The organism is Chryseomicrobium imtechense (genome assembly GCF_041475995.1).
GTDB lineage: Bacteria > Bacillota > Bacilli > Bacillales_A > Planococcaceae > Chryseomicrobium > Chryseomicrobium aureum.
Genome location: NZ_JBGOBM010000001.1, coordinates 227275 through 242631, shown reverse-complemented (window position 1 = coordinate 242631; position 15357 = coordinate 227275). Strand labels below are relative to the sequence as shown.

The window sequence follows — 15357 nt, the reverse complement described above, 5'->3', positions numbered from 1 at the left end:
TATGGGGAGTTTGTGGTACTTATGATCGTACAAACAACTGTCAATTTAGGTGTTGTCACCGGTCTATTGCCGGTTACGGGTGTAACGTTACCTTTTATCAGTTACGGCGGCTCGTCACTCGTTACATGCTGGATGATTACAGCACTGATTACTACACTTTATATACAAGGAAGGGAGGCGGAAGAATGGAAAAACTAATCGACATCGAAGATCGTATACCTGCCCTTAGAAGAAAAAGAAAACGCAGAATGACATTTACCTTTTCTATTCTTCTGTTTCTTTTCTTTACGGTATTGCTCCTAGTACTCTATTTGCAATCTTCTATTAGTAAGATTCAGCAAATTACAGTAGAGGGGACATACATAGTAGACGAGCAACAATTACTGGATGCCTCATCATTAGAAATCGGTCAGTCGTTATGGTCATTTCGTGCATCTGCCATAGAAGACCTCTTAGTAGAGTCTCCTGGAATCGAACAGGCAGAAGTCTCCCGTAAAAGATGGTCTGAAGTTGTCGTTACAGTATCGGAATATCAGCCCGTTGCATTTCGACAAACTGATGATTCTCTATTACTTCTGGAAAACGGAGAAGAGATGAGCGCACAATTTGCAGGCAGTCTTTTTGGACCTGCACTACAAAACTTTGACAATAAAGAGGTAGAGCAAAAGTTGATTTCGGAGCTGGGGAAACTAACGCAACAAACTCGCCTTTTAATTTCTGAAATTGCTTCTACACCAAGTGCGTCGGACCCTAACCTAGTAACCCTTTACATGAACGACGGAAATACAGTTATTGTCAGTGCCCTTGATTTCTCTGAAAAATTATCGTTTTATCCCTCTGTACTTCAACAAATTCCTGTTGGAGAAAAAGGGATTGTCGATATGGAAGTCGGTACGTTTTTTGAAAGTTATTCTAGTATTTACGGCGGGGAAGGAGAAGAAGTAGAACTCGATGAACAACAAGAAAACGAATAGAGGCAAGATTTTACTTTCTCTCGTCAGTCTCACGCTCGGATTTATTTTGGCATTTAGCTACAGTCTTTCTCAACAACGGTCTGCTGAACAAGTGGATTTAATCACCTTTAACCAAACAGAAGAAGTTCGAGAGCAGTTGATTCAGCAAAAAGAGCGAAATAAGGAATTGTCAGAAGAACTCCAAGCTGTACAGACAAAGATACGAGAATATGAACAACAGGCAGGTAGCAATACCTCGTCATTAGAGGAACTTGTAAAAACTGCTGAGGCGTTGCGACTACTTACAGGTGAAGTCGCTGTAAAGGGACCTGGATACAAGGTGGAGTTGCAAGACGGGGAATATGATCCAAATCAAGTCAATCCAAACGACTACATCGTACATGAGGGACATGTCTACATGGTGATCAATGAGTTGAAAATTGCAGGGGCAGAGGCCATCAGTGTAAATGGTAAGCGAATCCACGAGACCAGTTATATTCGGTGTACAGGACCCGTTATTACAGTAGACGGTGAGACCTTTCCCGCGCCATTTGTGATTGAGGCAATCGGAAATCCGGAAACTTTAGCAGATGCCGCAGAATTATCAGGTGGAATTTTAGACCAGTTACGAACAGAACAAATTCGTATAGAAACACAAAAATTGAGTGAGCTCGTGATGCAATCGATGCACTCCGGGTCATAACAGGAGAGGTTGTATGAAAAAAGGAATTTCACGTTTCACACTCATCCTCTTTGTCATCGGCTTTATGCTCGCTGTGCAATACAATTCGATTCAAAGTCCTGAGGAAAGAGATACGCGGGATATTTGGGAGATTCGTAAAGAGTTGACAACAGAAGCGACGTATCATTCTGAACTACTTACACGAATTCGTGAGGCGCAACAACTTGCAGCGCAATACGAGACAGAGTCTGCTGAGCGACCTGAGCGTCTGGTTGAGCAGACAATCGGTCAGTTGCGAGAAGAAATCGGATTAGACCCTTACACTGGGCCGGGCGTTGTTATCACAGTCAATCCTTCTGCCGAAGCTATAGCATTTGGGTTTACTATCAATCCGTTGTCGCCTGAGCTGTTGGTTCGGTTTGTTAATGAAATGAATCGTTTCCAAGCAAAAGCAATTGAGATTGATGGAAAGCGCCTCATTTATAGCAGTGCGATCCGCGATATTAATGGACGAACTACAGTAAATACATTACCGATTGCTTCTGCACCATTCGAAATCAAAATCGCCACAGACTCCCTAGAGACCACGGAGCGAATGATAGCTCAAATACGTGCAAGTGGTTTAGCGGATGATTTTTATATTGAAAACTATGAACTTGCGATTGCAGAACCGGTGAGTGAGTTGACTTTAGTTGGATATGATCAGCCAGTGGCTGTCACACATCTTACAGAATGGAAGGAAGGGAATTAATTATGTGGCTACCACTGCTAGGTCTGTTACTTGGTATAGTTCTTGGTTTTATGACAGACTTTCAAATTCCTGCTGCATATGAAAATTACCTTTCGATTGCAGTTTTAGCAGCCCTCGATACACTCTTTGGAGGGATTCGAGCACAACTGCAACAAGTATACGATGACAAAGTATTTGTCTCAGGGTTTTTCTTTAATATTGCGTTAGCTGCAGCACTCGCTTTTTTAGGTGTGCACCTAGGAGTAGACCTATATTTGGCTGCGATTTTTGCTTTCGGTGTTCGTTTATTTCAAAACATTGCGGTTATTAGACGAATCTTGCTTTCTCGTTTTGCAGAAAAAAACGTCTCTACAAAATAAAATAATTGTTTGACTAGTAAGAAACATTTAGACTTTACAAGGTCTTTACTCTAAAATGAGAAGTATATACCTTTTTAGGAGGTGCCACATAGTGAATTCATCAGAATTATACGTATCACTGGACATTGGTTCATCATCAATTAAAGTGGTAATCGGAGAAATCAATAATCAAATTATTCATATTATCGGAGTAGGCAACGCAAAATCGACAGGTATCCGTAAAGGAGCCATCGTAGATATCGATGCCACAGTACAATCTATTAAAAAAGCAGTACAAGAAGCCGAACGTATGGCAGGGATGGAAATACGTGAAGTTGTACTAGGGATTCCAGCGAGTCAAGCATCCATTCACCATGTGAAAGGTGTCGTGGCTGTCCAGTCGGAAGACAAAGAAGTAACAGGAAAAGATTTAGAGCGCGTGCTCGACTCAGCAAAAGTGATGTCGATTCCACCAGAGCGAGAATACCTGAACATAATTCCCGTGCAATACGTGTTAGACGGAGTAGAGGAAATAAGCGACCCACGAGGTATGATTGGTACACGCCTTGAAGTCGATGCCAACATGATCACAACATCTAAGACAATTTTACATAATCTCCTGCGCTGCGTAGAGCGTGCAGGTCTACAGATTCGTGAAATTTACTTACAGCCATTAGCAGCTGGTCAATTTGCGCTCTCAGAAGATGAGCGTAATCATGGCACTGCTTATATCGATATCGGTGGTGGAGCGACAACGATTGCGGTATTCCGTGATGGACACTTGACGCACACATCTACTATTCCTGTCGGTGGCGATCATATGACCAAAGATTTGAGCATTGTTTTAAAGACACCAACGGAACATGCTGAAGAAATCAAACGTCATTATGGACATGCATTTTATGATGATGCTTCTGAAGATGAACTGTTTGAAGTTCCAGTCATTGGAGCAGATATGCGAGAACAATATTCTCAGAAATACATCTCAGAAATTATTGGTGTTCGACTTGAAGAGCTTTTTGAGATGATTATGGAAGAACTTTACCGCATCGGCGTACGCGACTTACCGGGTGGTATTGTACTGAGTGGTGGCGTTTCTAAGCTCGAAGGATTAGCCCAACTTGCACGCCACGTGCTACAGACACGTGTACGTATTTACACGCCAGATTATATTGGCGTGCGTGAGCCGCAATTCTCTACTGCGATTGGACTTATCCAGTACATTTATAAAGAGGATTTATATTATGGTTTGTCGAATACTACATCAAGTGCAGTAGCTGCTCGTCAAGACACAGCTACCCTGTCCAAGCCAAAACAAAAAGCAAAACCGAAAAAAACAGAAGATCAAGAGCCAAAAGAAAGCGGCATGACAAAAATCAAACAATTTTTCGACCGGTTCTTTGAATAAAAAACCGGCAATCTACTATAGGAGGCAATTGCATGTTACATTTTGAAACGAATGATGAATCTTTAGCAATTATCAAAGTAATTGGAGTCGGTGGCGGCGGAAACAACGCGGTTAACCGCATGATTGAACACGGTGTACAAGGTGTAGACTTTATTGCCGTGAATACAGATGCACAAGCATTAAATATGTCAAAAGCACCAGTGAAACTGCAAATTGGTGGAAAATTGACACGTGGTCTTGGTGCAGGTGCAAACCCAGAAGTGGGTCGTAAAGCTGCAGAAGAAAGCAAAGAGCAAATCGAAGAAGCACTTCGTGGAGCAGACATGGTATTCGTTACTGCTGGAATGGGTGGTGGAACGGGTACGGGTGCGGCACCTGTTATTGCTCAAATCGCAAAAGAACTAGGTGCATTAACAGTAGGTGTAGTGACACGTCCATTTACATTCGAGGGTCGCAAACGCTCAACTCAGGCCGTTGGCGGGATTTCTATGATGAAAGAAGCGGTTGATACGCTGATTGTCATTCCAAATGATCGTCTTCTTGAAATCGTAGATAAAAACACACCGATGCTTGAAGCTTTCCGTGAAGCGGATAACGTTCTTCGTCAAGGTGTACAAGGTATTTCAGACTTGATTGCTGTTCCAGGACTTATCAACTTAGACTTTGCAGACGTAAAAACAATTATGTCTAATAAAGGATCTGCGTTAATGGGGATCGGGATTGCTTCTGGGGAGAACCGCGCAGCAGAAGCAGCTAAAAAAGCAATTTCAAGTCCACTTCTTGAAACGTCCATCGACGGAGCAAAAGGTGTCTTGATGAATATTACAGGTGGATCGAACTTGTCCCTATTTGAAGTGCAAGAAGCTGCAGATATCGTGGCAAGTGCTTCTGATGAGGAAGTCAACATGATTTTCGGTTCTGTAATTAATGATGATTTAGAAGACCAAATCGTTGTAACTGTGATTGCAACTGGTTTTAACGAGGAGATTCTTACACAACGTCAGCCACGTATGGCAGGCGGTGGTATGAAGCGCCCTGCAGCAACTCCTGCGCCGCAAGCAGCACCACAACGTGAAACACGTTATGAAGAAGAGCCAGTGCAAGAACGTCCGCAACAGCCTTCATTTAAGGAAGAAGACGCTTTAGACATTCCGACTTTCTTACGAAACCGTAATCGTCGATAATAAGTTTAAGGTATATACAAATCAGTACTTTTTCTTGGTTTATCCGAGAAAAAGTACTGATTTTTTTGTCGTGAAAAAGAGAGGTATTTACGCTTACTCTGACAAGTTTAGTACCATCAAGAATTTACCAACAGTCTCCGCTTTGGACAATCGGAGCCGTGATTTTTGCTATCTGTTGTCTACGAATCGGCCGCAGTACTCTGTTGTCATATCACACAAAAAAGTGCATACAGTGCTTTGCAGCATGACCTTTAACCCGTCCTTACTATGACGAGTTTTTTTGTCGTGAAAAAACGCCAGCACTCATATACTAAAGGGAGGTGATAGTGTGTATTTTTCGGATTTACAAAAAAATTACTGATCGAACAAGTTCCCGTCAACTAATTGGTTATATTCAAGATGCGATGATTAATCCGCAAACTGGGAAAATCGAAGGCTACTATGTCAGTGCTTCTTCAAAGTTCTTTCAAAAGCCTGCAGATGCGAAATTGATAGCTGTACATGAAATCTCTTCCGTTGGTTCTGATTTCATCTTTGTCAACCGTACGAGCATTGATTAAACGCTTCTAGATTGGTACAATTAACAAAACACTAAGTAAAGTTGGGTACCGTATGATACAGCAGCAACTTAAAAACATTCATTCACTAATAGAACAAGCAAAACAAACGCCTGCTCATCAAGTTGAAATCATTGCCGTGACGAAACAATTATCTGTCGAACAAACACGAATCGTTCTTGATGCTGGCCTACAGCATTTAGGTGAGAACCGACCTCAAGGTTTTTTACCAAAAGTGGAAGCGTTTGGACACGAACCAGTTTGGCACTTTATAGGCTCACTACAGACACGTAAAGTGCGAGATGTCATTGACCATATTGATTTTTTACATTCACTTGATCGAATGAGTTTGGCGCAAGAAATCCAAAAACGTGCTACAAAACCAGTGAAATGTTTTATTCAAGTCAACGTTTCCGGTGAGGACTCGAAACATGGATTAGCGGTAAAGGATGTTCAGGACTTTATAGAACAAGTTAAACCAATGGATAAAGTTGAGCTGGTCGGGTTAATGACCATGGCACCGCTAGAAGCGAGTCGTGAAGAAATTAAACAACAGTTCCATCAATTGCGTCTGCTTCGTGATGAACTTCGAGAAAATCTTGGACCTGAATTTAAAGAGTTATCTATGGGGATGTCAGGCGATTACGAACTAGCCGTTGAAGAAGGTGCAACCTTTGTCAGAATAGGAACAGCACTAGTAGGAAGTTTAAAGGAGTGAGACGATGAAAAAATGGTTCAATTCATTCTTTTTACTGGATGAAGAAGAGGAACAAGATATGCAACAGACAAAACAAAAAGAACAACCAGAAGCACAACCGAAACAACAACCAGTGAAATCTGTGCGAGAACGTAAAATCTCAAGTGCTCCACAAACTTCACCTCAACTAGTGAGTATTCAAAATGTACAAAAATCTTCAAAAGTGATTTTAATTGAACCGCGTGTTTATGCGGAAGCGCAAGACATCTCAGAACATTTAAAAGGCAAACGGGCAGTTATTGTGAACTTGCAACGAATTGATAAGGAGCAAGGAATCAGAATCATCGACTTTTTAAGCGGAACAGTGTACGCTTTAGGTGGAGATATACAGCGTATTGGCACAGATATATTCCTGTGTGCACCAGATACCATAGAAGTAGACGGAGCTATATCTGACTACTATTATGATGAACATCAATAAGTAAGGAGAATTGCCTTTCATGTCAGTTGCATTTTTAGTTTCAATTTTATATTCAGTCATGAATATTTACCTTTTCATGATTCTTGGCTACATCATCATGTCTTGGATTCCAAGTTTACAACAGTCTGCAATCGGAAATTTTTTAGCTGCAGTTGTTGAACCATACTTGTCAATCTTCCGCCGTATCATTCCACCAATTGGAATGATTGATCTATCACCGATTATTGCAATTTTCGCTTTACAGATTGCGTTTCGAGGATTAACTCAAGTACTATACTGGATTTTCTAATAAGCAAAGATGCGCCCCACGAGCTATAAAGCCGTGGGGCGATTTTTCAATGAGGAGAGAACACCTATGGACAGCATCTTCCAGCATTTTCGAAAAGAAGAACAACCATTTATTGAAGCCATGATTAGCCTGACACGCGATGTCGAGGACCGCTATGCGCCAAAACTGACAGATTTTCTTGATCCTCGTCAACGCTTTATCGTTGAAACGCTTTATCGTCAACGAGACTTGATAGGGTTCACATTTGGTGGATTTGATGGTGCAGAAAGACAACGTATGCTCGTTGCGCCATCGTATTACGAAGCAGCACTAGAAGATGCACAAATTCAATTAGTGAAAGTATCCTATCCGATTAAATTCGTAACATTAAATCATTCCGATGTTCTCGGATCATTGATGTCGCTGGGACTTGACCGTTCAAAATTTGGTGACATCCGGTTGCAAGATGGACTTGTTCAAATTGCTGTCGCAGCTGAAATCGTTGATTACGTAAAAACAAACTTAACGTCTATTGGAAAAGTAAAAGTCCAAGTTGAAGATCTCTCTTCAGATGAAGTTGTCTTTATCGAACCGGAAACATATGTCGACGAACTACATATCGTGAGTTCCATGCGATTGGATACAGTTTTGGCGTCGGCTTGGTCGATTTCTAGACAAAAGGCCGCTGCATTTATTAAAGGTGGCAAAGTGAAAGTCAATTGGTCGGTAGTTGAAGATATCGCGTTTCAAGTGAACGAATCGGATATGGTTTCACTCCGAACATTCGGTCGTTTCCAGGTAGGATTGATTGAGGGACGTACAAAAAAAGAAAAAATTCGCTTACAACTCGCGAAGCTTGAGCAAAAAAGTTGAATTTTTATGAAATTGTACTGATTTCCTAGTCCGGGAACGGTATAATACTAGATAGCCATACTTGATAAAGGAGCTGTAAATATGCCATTAACACCTTTGGATATTAACCAAAAAGTCTTCAGCAAATCATTTCGTGGGTATAGTGAAGATGAGGTCAACGAATTTCTAGAGCAAGTAATGAAAGACTTCGAAACACTGATCCGTGAAAAGAAAGAGTTAGAAGCACAATTGAAATCTACTACAGAGCGTGTCGGTCATTTTACAACAATTGAGACGACGCTTCAAAAATCTATCGTCGTTGCTCAAGAAGCGGCTGAAGAAGTACGACGCAACTCGCAAAAAGAAGCGAAACTCATCGTCAAAGAAGCTGAGAAGAACGCAGATCGTATTTTAAATGAATCGTTAACAAAAGCGCGTAAAATCGCTCTTGAAATCGAGGAGCTAAAAAAGCAATCTAAAGTGTTTAGAAACCGCTTCAAGATGCTAGTAGAAGCGCAACTTGAGTTGATCAATACAGATGACTGGGACCACTTGATGGAAACAGATGTTGATACAACGTCGCTTGAGCGCATCACAGCTGAAGAAGTTTGACGTCTTGACGATACATACAACACTCTTTATAATTAGCACATAGAAAAAAGGCACTGACAAAGACGGCAGTTTTAAAAAGAAAACAAGCGATTCAGGGATAGTGAGAGCCTGGACAGACCTTTAAAACAATGCCCATCACTTTTGAGCCGGACTAGACAACTAGTCCCGTTCGACCACGTTACGGTCATCTAAGTGGCAGAGCAATCTGTAATTAGGGTGGTACCGCGATGATCTTCGTCCCTTTCCAAGGGGCGGAGATTTTTTGTTTGTCAAAAAAAGGAGAGATAACTATGGATTATAAATCAACGTTACGCATGCCAAAAACAGACTTCCCCATGCGTGGAGGTCTTCCAACGAAAGAACCTCAAATCCAAGAAATGTGGAAAGAAAAAGAAATCTATGCCAAAAATCTAGAGCGCACAAAAGACCGTCCAAAATTCATTTTGCACGATGGCCCTCCTTACGCGAACGGAGATTTACACATCGGTCACGCATTGAATAAAGTGTTAAAGGACATGATTGTCCGTTATAAATCGATGTCTGGCTTCCAAGCGCCATATGTTCCAGGTTGGGACACGCATGGTCTACCAATTGAACAAGCGTTAACGAATAAAGGTGTAAAGCGCAAAGAAATGACAGTTGCTGAGTTCCGTAAACTCTGTGAAGAGTATGCATATGAGCAAATCAATAACCAGCGTGAGCAGTTCAAGCGCATCGGTGTGACAGGTGATTGGGATAATCCATATGTGACACTAGAGCCGAAATTTGAAGCACGACAAATCCAAGTCTTCGGTGAAATGGCGAAAAAAGGCTATATCTATAAAGGATTGAAACCCGTTTATTGGTCACCTTCATCAGAATCGGCACTTGCTGAAGCGGAAATTGAATACAAAGACAAGAAATCACCTTCAATCTATGTGAGTTTCGAAGTGACGGATGGTAAAGGCGTTTTAGATGCAGGCGTTCGCTTCATCATCTGGACGACGACACCTTGGACAATTCCTGCAAACCTCGGAATCTCTGTTCATCCTGACTTCACGTATGTACAAGTACGTGCGAACGAAAAATCATTTGTCGTCGCAAAAGACTTGTTAGAAGAAGTGAGCAAAGAGCTTGGATGGGAAGCCTATGAGGTCGAGCAAACTTTCGAAGGAAAACAATTCGACCGCATTGTTGCGAAACACCCACTCTATGACCGCGAGTCACTCGTTATGCTTGGGGAACATGTGACGACTGAGTCTGGTACAGGCTGTGTTCATACAGCACCAGGACACGGGGAAGATGACTTCCACGTAGGAAAACAATATGGTTTAGACGTATTGTGTCCAGTAGACGATCGTGGTGACATGACAGCAGAAGCTCCAGGATTTGAAGGGTTGTTCTATGACGAAGCAAATAAGCCGATTACGCAAGCTTTAGACGAAGCGGGCGCTTTAGAGAAACTAACATTCTTCACGCATTCGTATCCACATGACTGGCGTACAAAAAAACCCGTCATCTACCGTGCGACAACCCAATGGTTTGCATCTGTTGAAGCATTCCGCGGTGAGTTGTTACAAGCAATTCGTGATACTAAGTTCACACCGGCATGGGGTGAGACTCGTTTATTCAACATGATTCGTGATCGAGGCGACTGGAATATTTCTCGTCAGCGTGTATGGGGTGTTCCAATTCCAGTGTTTTACGCTGAAAACGGAGAGCCAATCATCGAAGAGCAAACAATCCAATACGTTTCAGAATTATTTAGAGAACATGGCTCTAACATCTGGTTCGAGTGGGACACAAAAGATTTATTACCAGCAGGCTACACGCATGAGGCTAGTCCAAATGGAAAGTTTACGAAAGAGCTAGATATCATGGACGTTTGGTTTGACTCTGGTTCTACACACCAAGGTGTGTTGGCAGAACGTGAAGACCTACAGTTCCCAGCAGATCTTTACTTAGAAGGGTCAGATCAATACCGTGGATGGTTTAACTCTTCATTAATCACTAGTGTGGCGATGTTTGGACATGCACCATATAAAGGTCTTCTAAGCCACGGATTCGTTTTAGACGGTGAAGGGCGTAAGATGAGTAAATCGATTGGGAATGTCATCATCCCAGCGAAAGTAATGAATCAGCTAGGTGCAGATATCCTTCGTTTATGGGTAGCATCTGTTGACTACACGGCAGATGTGCGTGTATCAGATGCGATCTTGAAACAAGTATCTGAAGTGTACCGAAAAATCCGGAACACATTGCGCTTTTTACACGGAAATGTGCACGACTTTAATCCGCAAACTGACCGTGTAGCTGTTGAAAACATGCGTGAAGTAGATCAGTATATGTATGCAAAATTACAACAGATGATTCAAACAGTGATAACTTCTTATGAAAACTATGAGTTCTCGACGGTTTATCACACAATCAACAACTTCGTGTCAACAGAACTAAGTGCATTCTACTTAGATTTAGCAAAAGACGTTGTGTATATCTACGAACAAGACCATAAAGACCGCCGTGCAATGCAAACAGTGATGTACGATGCACTTGTTGCACTAGTGAAACTATTAACGCCAGTTCTTCCGCATACAACAGATGAGCTATGGGGCTATATGGACTTTGAACAGCAAGAAAGTGTTCAGTTGACAGATATGCCACAAGCACAAGAAGTGCCAGGAGCCGAGGAACTTGTTGCGAAATGGGAAAAAGTTCTCGATGTGCGTGATGATGTGTTAAAGGCACTTGAAATGGCACGTGCAGAAAAGCAAATCGGGAAGTCACTCGAAGCACACGTTCAACTATTCGTAAAAGACAGCGTGAAGGACTTGTTCATGGACGATTCCATCGATTATGCACAACTGTTCATCGTATCTGGTTTCACACTTGCTGGAACGACTGAACAAGCTCCAGACGGGGCTGTACAGCTAGATCATTCAGCTGTTGTGGTTTCTGCTGCTGAAGGTGAAAAATGTGAACGTTGCTGGACGATTTCAGAAACAGTTGGTCAACATGCAGATCATCCGACACTATGTGCTCGCTGCGCTGAAGTTGTTTCAAAGTAATACACTACCTCTCCTTGACGGGAGAGGTTTTTTCATGCATCGAGGCGACTTAAAATGTGGTACACTTAACTACATGAAAATGGAGGGTTTGACTGTGTGGATTTTTTATTTAATCGCAATCATCATCATTGGTGTTGACCAATGGACAAAATGGCTCGTCGTAAAAAATATGGAGCTTGGCGAACGTATCTCAGTTGCTGACCCATACCTTGGTCTGTTATCTCACCGTAACCGAGGAGCGGCATGGGGGATATTAGAAGGCCAAATGTGGATATTTTATATTATTACAACCATTGTTGTGATCGGAATCGTTTACTATTTTCATACGCATGCAAAAAATCAGCCATTGTTCCAACTTGGCTTGATGGTTTTATTAGGCGGCGCAATCGGGAATTTTATTGACCGACTGTTTCGTGGGGAGGTAGTGGACTTTGTTGATGTCCTCATCCCCCTCATCAACTATGACTTCCCGATATTCAATGTTGCAGATGCAGCACTTACAGTTGGGGTAGTCCTTATATTTATTTTTATCCTTTTGGATGAAAGAAAGCAGAAAAAGGTGAAGAAATGAAAGAAATCGAAGTAATCATTACAAGAGAACAAAATAGAGAGCGTTTAGATAAGCTTTTGTTGCCGGTTGAAGCTGATTGGTCTCGAACACAGATTCAAAACTTGATGAAACAAGAATTAATTTTAGTCAATGGCGAAGCTGTAAAGTCAAATTACAAGGCATCCGAAGGTGATGTTATTACCATAAAGATTCCAGACCCGGAAGTATACGAGATTGAGGCAGAAGATTTACAACTCGAAATCGTTTACGAAGATGCAGATGTTGCTGTCATCAACAAACCTAAAGGGATGGTCGTCCATCCGGCTCCAGGGCACTTGACTGGAACACTCGTTAACGGTTTAATGCACCAGATCAAGGATTTATCTGGAATCAATGGTATTATGCGTCCTGGAATCGTCCACCGTATTGACAAAGACACAAGTGGACTACTCATGGTTGCAAAAAATGACAAAGCTCACCAATCACTCGTTGATCAATTGGTAGCAAAATCCGTTACACGCAAATATACAGCACTTGTGCATGGTCATATTGCACATGACAAAGGAACAGTAGACGCACCAATTGGACGTGATACGCGAGATCGTCAGAGTATGAATGTAGTCGATAAAGGGAAGCACGCTGTGACCCACTTTGAAGTAAGAGAACGTTTTGGCGCATATACGTTAGTAGAGTGCCGATTAGAGACTGGACGTACACATCAAATCCGAGTGCACATGAAATTTATCGGGCACCCACTTGTAGGAGACCCAAAATACGGACAGAAGAAAACAATGGATATCGGTGGTCAAGCGCTTCATGCAGGAGTTTTAGGCTTTATCCATCCTAGTTCTGGCGAGTACTTGGAGTTTGAAGTGCCACTACCAGAACCATTTGAACAATTATTATCTGAATTAAAGAAAAACTAGCCATCTGTCACTTTGTAGTGTACACTGACTAAGATAACTAAATAAGGGTCCTTTAAAGACAGTCCAGAGAGGCTGAAAAGGCATACGGCTTCAAATGCACATGAAAACTGCGGTTTTCTGTCATTTGATACATTTTGCTATGCATAGTCAACCTCTTAAGCGCTGCTTAAGAGGTTTTTTTGTACCCAAAAAGGAGGAAAAACGACATGGAAAAAGCAGTTTTACTCGATGACCAAGCGATACGGCGCGCTTTAACTCGCATCGCTCATGAGATCATTGAACGCAATAAAGGAATAGATGACTGCGTACTTGTTGGAATCAAAACACGAGGTGCATTCATTGCTAAGCGACTTGCAGAGCGCATCGCAGCCATTGAAGGGAAAGACATTCAAACAGGCGAACTTGATATCACATTGTATAGAGATGACCTCACCGTGAAAACGGATGATCAACAACCGCTCGTGAAACAAGTAGATATTCAACATGATGTGACAAATAAAAAAATCATCTTAGTCGATGATGTTCTCTATACTGGCCGTACAGTTCGCGCAGCAATGGATGCCATTATGGATGTTGGTAGACCCTCTCAAATTCAGCTGGCTGTTCTTGTTGACCGAGGTCATCGTGAGCTGCCGATACGGGCAGATTATGTTGGAAAGAACATCCCCACTTCAAGTGAAGAACGCATCGTCGTTCGAATGATAGAAAGTGACCAAGAAGACCGCGTACTTATCACGGAATAGAAAAGAGGAACTACGGTGTCAAAAAAAATTGGGATTCATGAACGACCAGTACTTCACAAATGGATAGTGTTAAGCCTGCAACATATGTTTGCGATGTTTGGCGCAACAATCCTGGTGCCAAAGCTTGTGGGCCTTAGTCCAGCAATCGCACTACTGACAAGCGGAATTGCAACAATCATCTTTATTCTTGTAACACGTTTTCAAGTGCCAGCCTATCTTGGTTCTTCGTTTGCCTTCATAGCACCCATTTTACTCGCAACATCTACAGGTGGTATTGGCAGTGCGATGATTGGTGCGATGTTCGTATCCCTTGTCTATGCGCTAACGGCTCTTGTTATCTGGAAAACAGGTCATCAGTGGATAATGAAAGTGTTACCACCGATTGTTGTCGGACCGGTAATTATGGTCATTGGACTCGCGCTGGCACCTGTAGCTGTGGACATGGCCATGAACATCGATACAAACGGAGATGGTCTCCGCGATACCTACAGTATGCTGCATTTTTCGGCAGCATTAGTGACACTAGCTACAGCGATTATCGTACAGCTTTTCTTCCGTGGTTTGCTTGCTCTGATGCCAGTAATTATAGGAATTATCGTAGGATACATCTATTCCGTCATCATCGGAATTGTCGACTTCACAGTAGTAAAGTCAGCAAAATTCTTTCAAGTGCCTGAATTCTTACTACCAGGGATTGATTATGAATTTACTATCACCTCTCAACTCTTGTGGATCATGGTGCCGATTTCAATCGTAACTATCTCGGAACATATTGGTCATCAGTTGGTTTTAGGGAAAATTGTCAATCGCAATTATATCGAAAATCCAGGTTTGCATCGTTCACTGATTGGAGATGGGCTCGGGACTTTTGTAAGTGCGCTGATCGGGGGACCACCAAAGACGACATACGGTGAAAATATTGGAGTCCTTGCCCTGACGCGTGTGTTTAGTGTAGCCGTAATTCTTCTCGCAGCAGTATTCGCAATCATCTTTAGCTTTTTAGGACAGTTGATGGCCGTCATTGACACAATTCCAGCACCGGTACTTGGTGGAATATCCATTCTGTTGTTTGGGATCATTGCTTCTTCTGGACTAAGAATGTTGGTGGAGAGTCAAGTAGACTTCGGCGATTCACGTAACTTAATCATTTCATCGGTCATCTTGATCATCGGAATCGGCGGAGCAATGGTGAAGTTTTCAGAGGTCTTCCATATTGAAGGAATGGCACTCGCTTCAATCGTAGGTGTACTATTGAATCTACTCTTACCAAAATCACCACCCAAAACTGAATCATAACCTTTTAATTTCATC

The 15357-nt window shown here is 42.1% G+C and carries 18 protein-coding genes; all 18 read left to right on the top strand.

Translation table 11 applies throughout. The annotated features are described in order from the left end of the window. Positions 1-21 precede the first annotated feature (21 nt). The 18 genes from AB5N96_RS01220 to AB5N96_RS01135 all read left to right on the top strand — a co-directional run bounded on the left by AB5N96_RS01220 (position 22) and on the right by AB5N96_RS01135 (position 15342). Entirely contained in the window at positions 22-198 is a 177-nt protein-coding gene (locus AB5N96_RS01220) for an FtsW/RodA/SpoVE family cell cycle protein (protein WP_239584743.1), read from the top strand. Further along, on the top strand, positions 186-974 hold the full coding sequence (locus tag AB5N96_RS01215) for a cell division protein FtsQ/DivIB (protein WP_239584744.1): 789 nt from the start codon (positions 186-188) through the stop codon (positions 972-974). The genes AB5N96_RS01220 and AB5N96_RS01215 overlap by 13 nt, the downstream gene beginning before the upstream one ends. Further along, positions 952-1656, top strand: coding sequence for a DUF881 domain-containing protein (locus AB5N96_RS01210; RefSeq protein ID WP_204588979.1), 705 nt, complete (start codon positions 952-954; stop codon positions 1654-1656). The genes AB5N96_RS01215 and AB5N96_RS01210 overlap by 23 nt, the downstream gene beginning before the upstream one ends. 13 nt (positions 1657-1669) lie before the next feature. Continuing rightward, positions 1670-2386: a DUF881 domain-containing protein gene (locus AB5N96_RS01205; protein ID WP_499704442.1), complete on the top strand. Its 717-nt coding sequence runs from the start codon at positions 1670-1672 to the stop codon at positions 2384-2386. Between the two features lie 2 nt (positions 2387-2388). Further along, positions 2389-2745, top strand: coding sequence for a small basic family protein (locus tag AB5N96_RS01200; protein ID WP_204588981.1), 357 nt, complete (start codon positions 2389-2391; stop codon positions 2743-2745). Positions 2746-2836: 91 nt separating this feature from the next. Further along, positions 2837-4132, top strand: coding sequence for a cell division protein FtsA (ftsA, locus tag AB5N96_RS01195; protein ID WP_204588982.1), 1296 nt, complete (start codon positions 2837-2839; stop codon positions 4130-4132). 32 nt (positions 4133-4164) lie between these two features. Continuing rightward, a complete protein-coding gene (ftsZ, locus tag AB5N96_RS01190; RefSeq protein ID WP_204588983.1) occupies positions 4165-5316 on the top strand; it encodes a cell division protein FtsZ in 1152 nt (383 codons plus the stop codon). Positions 5317-5642: 326 nt separating this feature from the next. Continuing rightward, positions 5643-5876, top strand: a complete 234-nt coding sequence (locus AB5N96_RS01185) for a hypothetical protein (protein ID WP_204588984.1) — start codon at positions 5643-5645, stop codon at positions 5874-5876. 52 nt (positions 5877-5928) lie between these two features. Continuing rightward, positions 5929-6591: a YggS family pyridoxal phosphate-dependent enzyme gene (locus AB5N96_RS01180; RefSeq protein WP_499704441.1), complete on the top strand. Its 663-nt coding sequence runs from the start codon at positions 5929-5931 to the stop codon at positions 6589-6591. A 4-nt stretch (positions 6592-6595) separates the two neighbouring features. Further along, entirely contained in the window at positions 6596-7051 is a 456-nt protein-coding gene (locus AB5N96_RS01175; protein WP_499704440.1) for a cell division protein SepF, read from the top strand. A gap of 19 nt (positions 7052-7070) precedes the next feature. Beyond that, positions 7071-7340 (top strand): YggT family protein, encoded by a 270-nt coding sequence (locus AB5N96_RS01170; protein ID WP_204588987.1) that lies wholly within the window; start codon positions 7071-7073, stop codon positions 7338-7340. 66 nt (positions 7341-7406) lie between these two features. Continuing rightward, positions 7407-8192 carry a YlmH family RNA-binding protein gene (locus tag AB5N96_RS01165; RefSeq protein ID WP_392456167.1) on the top strand — a complete coding sequence of 262 codons (786 nt, stop codon included), beginning with the start codon at positions 7407-7409 and terminating at the stop codon, positions 8190-8192. 81 nt (positions 8193-8273) lie between these two features. Continuing rightward, positions 8274-8783 carry a DivIVA domain-containing protein gene (locus AB5N96_RS01160; RefSeq protein WP_204588989.1) on the top strand — a complete coding sequence of 170 codons (510 nt, stop codon included), beginning with the start codon at positions 8274-8276 and terminating at the stop codon, positions 8781-8783. A 290-nt stretch (positions 8784-9073) separates the two neighbouring features. After that, the gene (ileS, locus tag AB5N96_RS01155; RefSeq protein ID WP_499704439.1) at positions 9074-11827 is read left to right on the top strand and encodes an isoleucine--tRNA ligase; all 2754 of its coding nucleotides are present in this window, start codon (positions 9074-9076) and stop codon (positions 11825-11827) included. Positions 11828-11906: 79 nt separating this feature from the next. After that, on the top strand, positions 11907-12398 hold the full coding sequence (lspA, locus tag AB5N96_RS01150) for a signal peptidase II (protein ID WP_204589368.1): 492 nt from the start codon (positions 11907-11909) through the stop codon (positions 12396-12398). Further along, positions 12395-13303 carry an RluA family pseudouridine synthase gene (locus AB5N96_RS01145; RefSeq protein ID WP_204588991.1) on the top strand — a complete coding sequence of 303 codons (909 nt, stop codon included), beginning with the start codon at positions 12395-12397 and terminating at the stop codon, positions 13301-13303. The genes lspA and AB5N96_RS01145 overlap by 4 nt, the downstream gene beginning before the upstream one ends. Before the next feature lie 206 nt (positions 13304-13509). Next, positions 13510-14046, top strand: coding sequence for a bifunctional pyr operon transcriptional regulator/uracil phosphoribosyltransferase PyrR (pyrR, locus tag AB5N96_RS01140; RefSeq protein ID WP_204588992.1), 537 nt, complete (start codon positions 13510-13512; stop codon positions 14044-14046). Positions 14047-14061: 15 nt separating this feature from the next. Then, entirely contained in the window at positions 14062-15342 is a 1281-nt protein-coding gene (locus tag AB5N96_RS01135; protein WP_392456178.1) for a solute carrier family 23 protein, read from the top strand. Positions 15343-15357 lie beyond the last annotated feature (15 nt).

What these genes read in the sequence shown, in the direction of transcription:
- AB5N96_RS01220 (WP_239584743.1), top strand. Translation starts at nt 22, where the DNA reads ATGATCGTACAAACAACTGTCAATTTAGGTGTTGTCACCGGTCTATTG.
- AB5N96_RS01215 (WP_239584744.1), top strand. Translation starts at nt 186, where the DNA reads ATGGAAAAACTAATCGACATCGAAGATCGTATACCTGCCCTTAGAAGA.
- AB5N96_RS01210 (WP_204588979.1), top strand. Translation starts at nt 952, where the DNA reads ATGAACAACAAGAAAACGAATAGAGGCAAGATTTTACTTTCTCTCGTC.
- AB5N96_RS01205 (WP_499704442.1), top strand. Translation starts at nt 1,670, where the DNA reads ATGAAAAAAGGAATTTCACGTTTCACACTCATCCTCTTTGTCATCGGC.
- AB5N96_RS01200 (WP_204588981.1), top strand. Translation starts at nt 2,389, where the DNA reads ATGTGGCTACCACTGCTAGGTCTGTTACTTGGTATAGTTCTTGGTTTT.
- ftsZ (WP_204588983.1), top strand. Translation starts at nt 4,165, where the DNA reads ATGTTACATTTTGAAACGAATGATGAATCTTTAGCAATTATCAAAGTA.
- AB5N96_RS01180 (WP_499704441.1), top strand. Translation starts at nt 5,929, where the DNA reads ATGATACAGCAGCAACTTAAAAACATTCATTCACTAATAGAACAAGCA.
- AB5N96_RS01175 (WP_499704440.1), top strand. Translation starts at nt 6,596, where the DNA reads ATGAAAAAATGGTTCAATTCATTCTTTTTACTGGATGAAGAAGAGGAA.
- AB5N96_RS01170 (WP_204588987.1), top strand. Translation starts at nt 7,071, where the DNA reads ATGTCAGTTGCATTTTTAGTTTCAATTTTATATTCAGTCATGAATATT.
- AB5N96_RS01165 (WP_392456167.1), top strand. Translation starts at nt 7,407, where the DNA reads ATGGACAGCATCTTCCAGCATTTTCGAAAAGAAGAACAACCATTTATT.
- AB5N96_RS01160 (WP_204588989.1), top strand. Translation starts at nt 8,274, where the DNA reads ATGCCATTAACACCTTTGGATATTAACCAAAAAGTCTTCAGCAAATCA.
- ileS (WP_499704439.1), top strand. Translation starts at nt 9,074, where the DNA reads ATGGATTATAAATCAACGTTACGCATGCCAAAAACAGACTTCCCCATG.
- lspA (WP_204589368.1), top strand. Translation starts at nt 11,907, where the DNA reads ATGGAGGGTTTGACTGTGTGGATTTTTTATTTAATCGCAATCATCATC.
- AB5N96_RS01145 (WP_204588991.1), top strand. Translation starts at nt 12,395, where the DNA reads ATGAAAGAAATCGAAGTAATCATTACAAGAGAACAAAATAGAGAGCGT.
- pyrR (WP_204588992.1), top strand. Translation starts at nt 13,510, where the DNA reads ATGGAAAAAGCAGTTTTACTCGATGACCAAGCGATACGGCGCGCTTTA.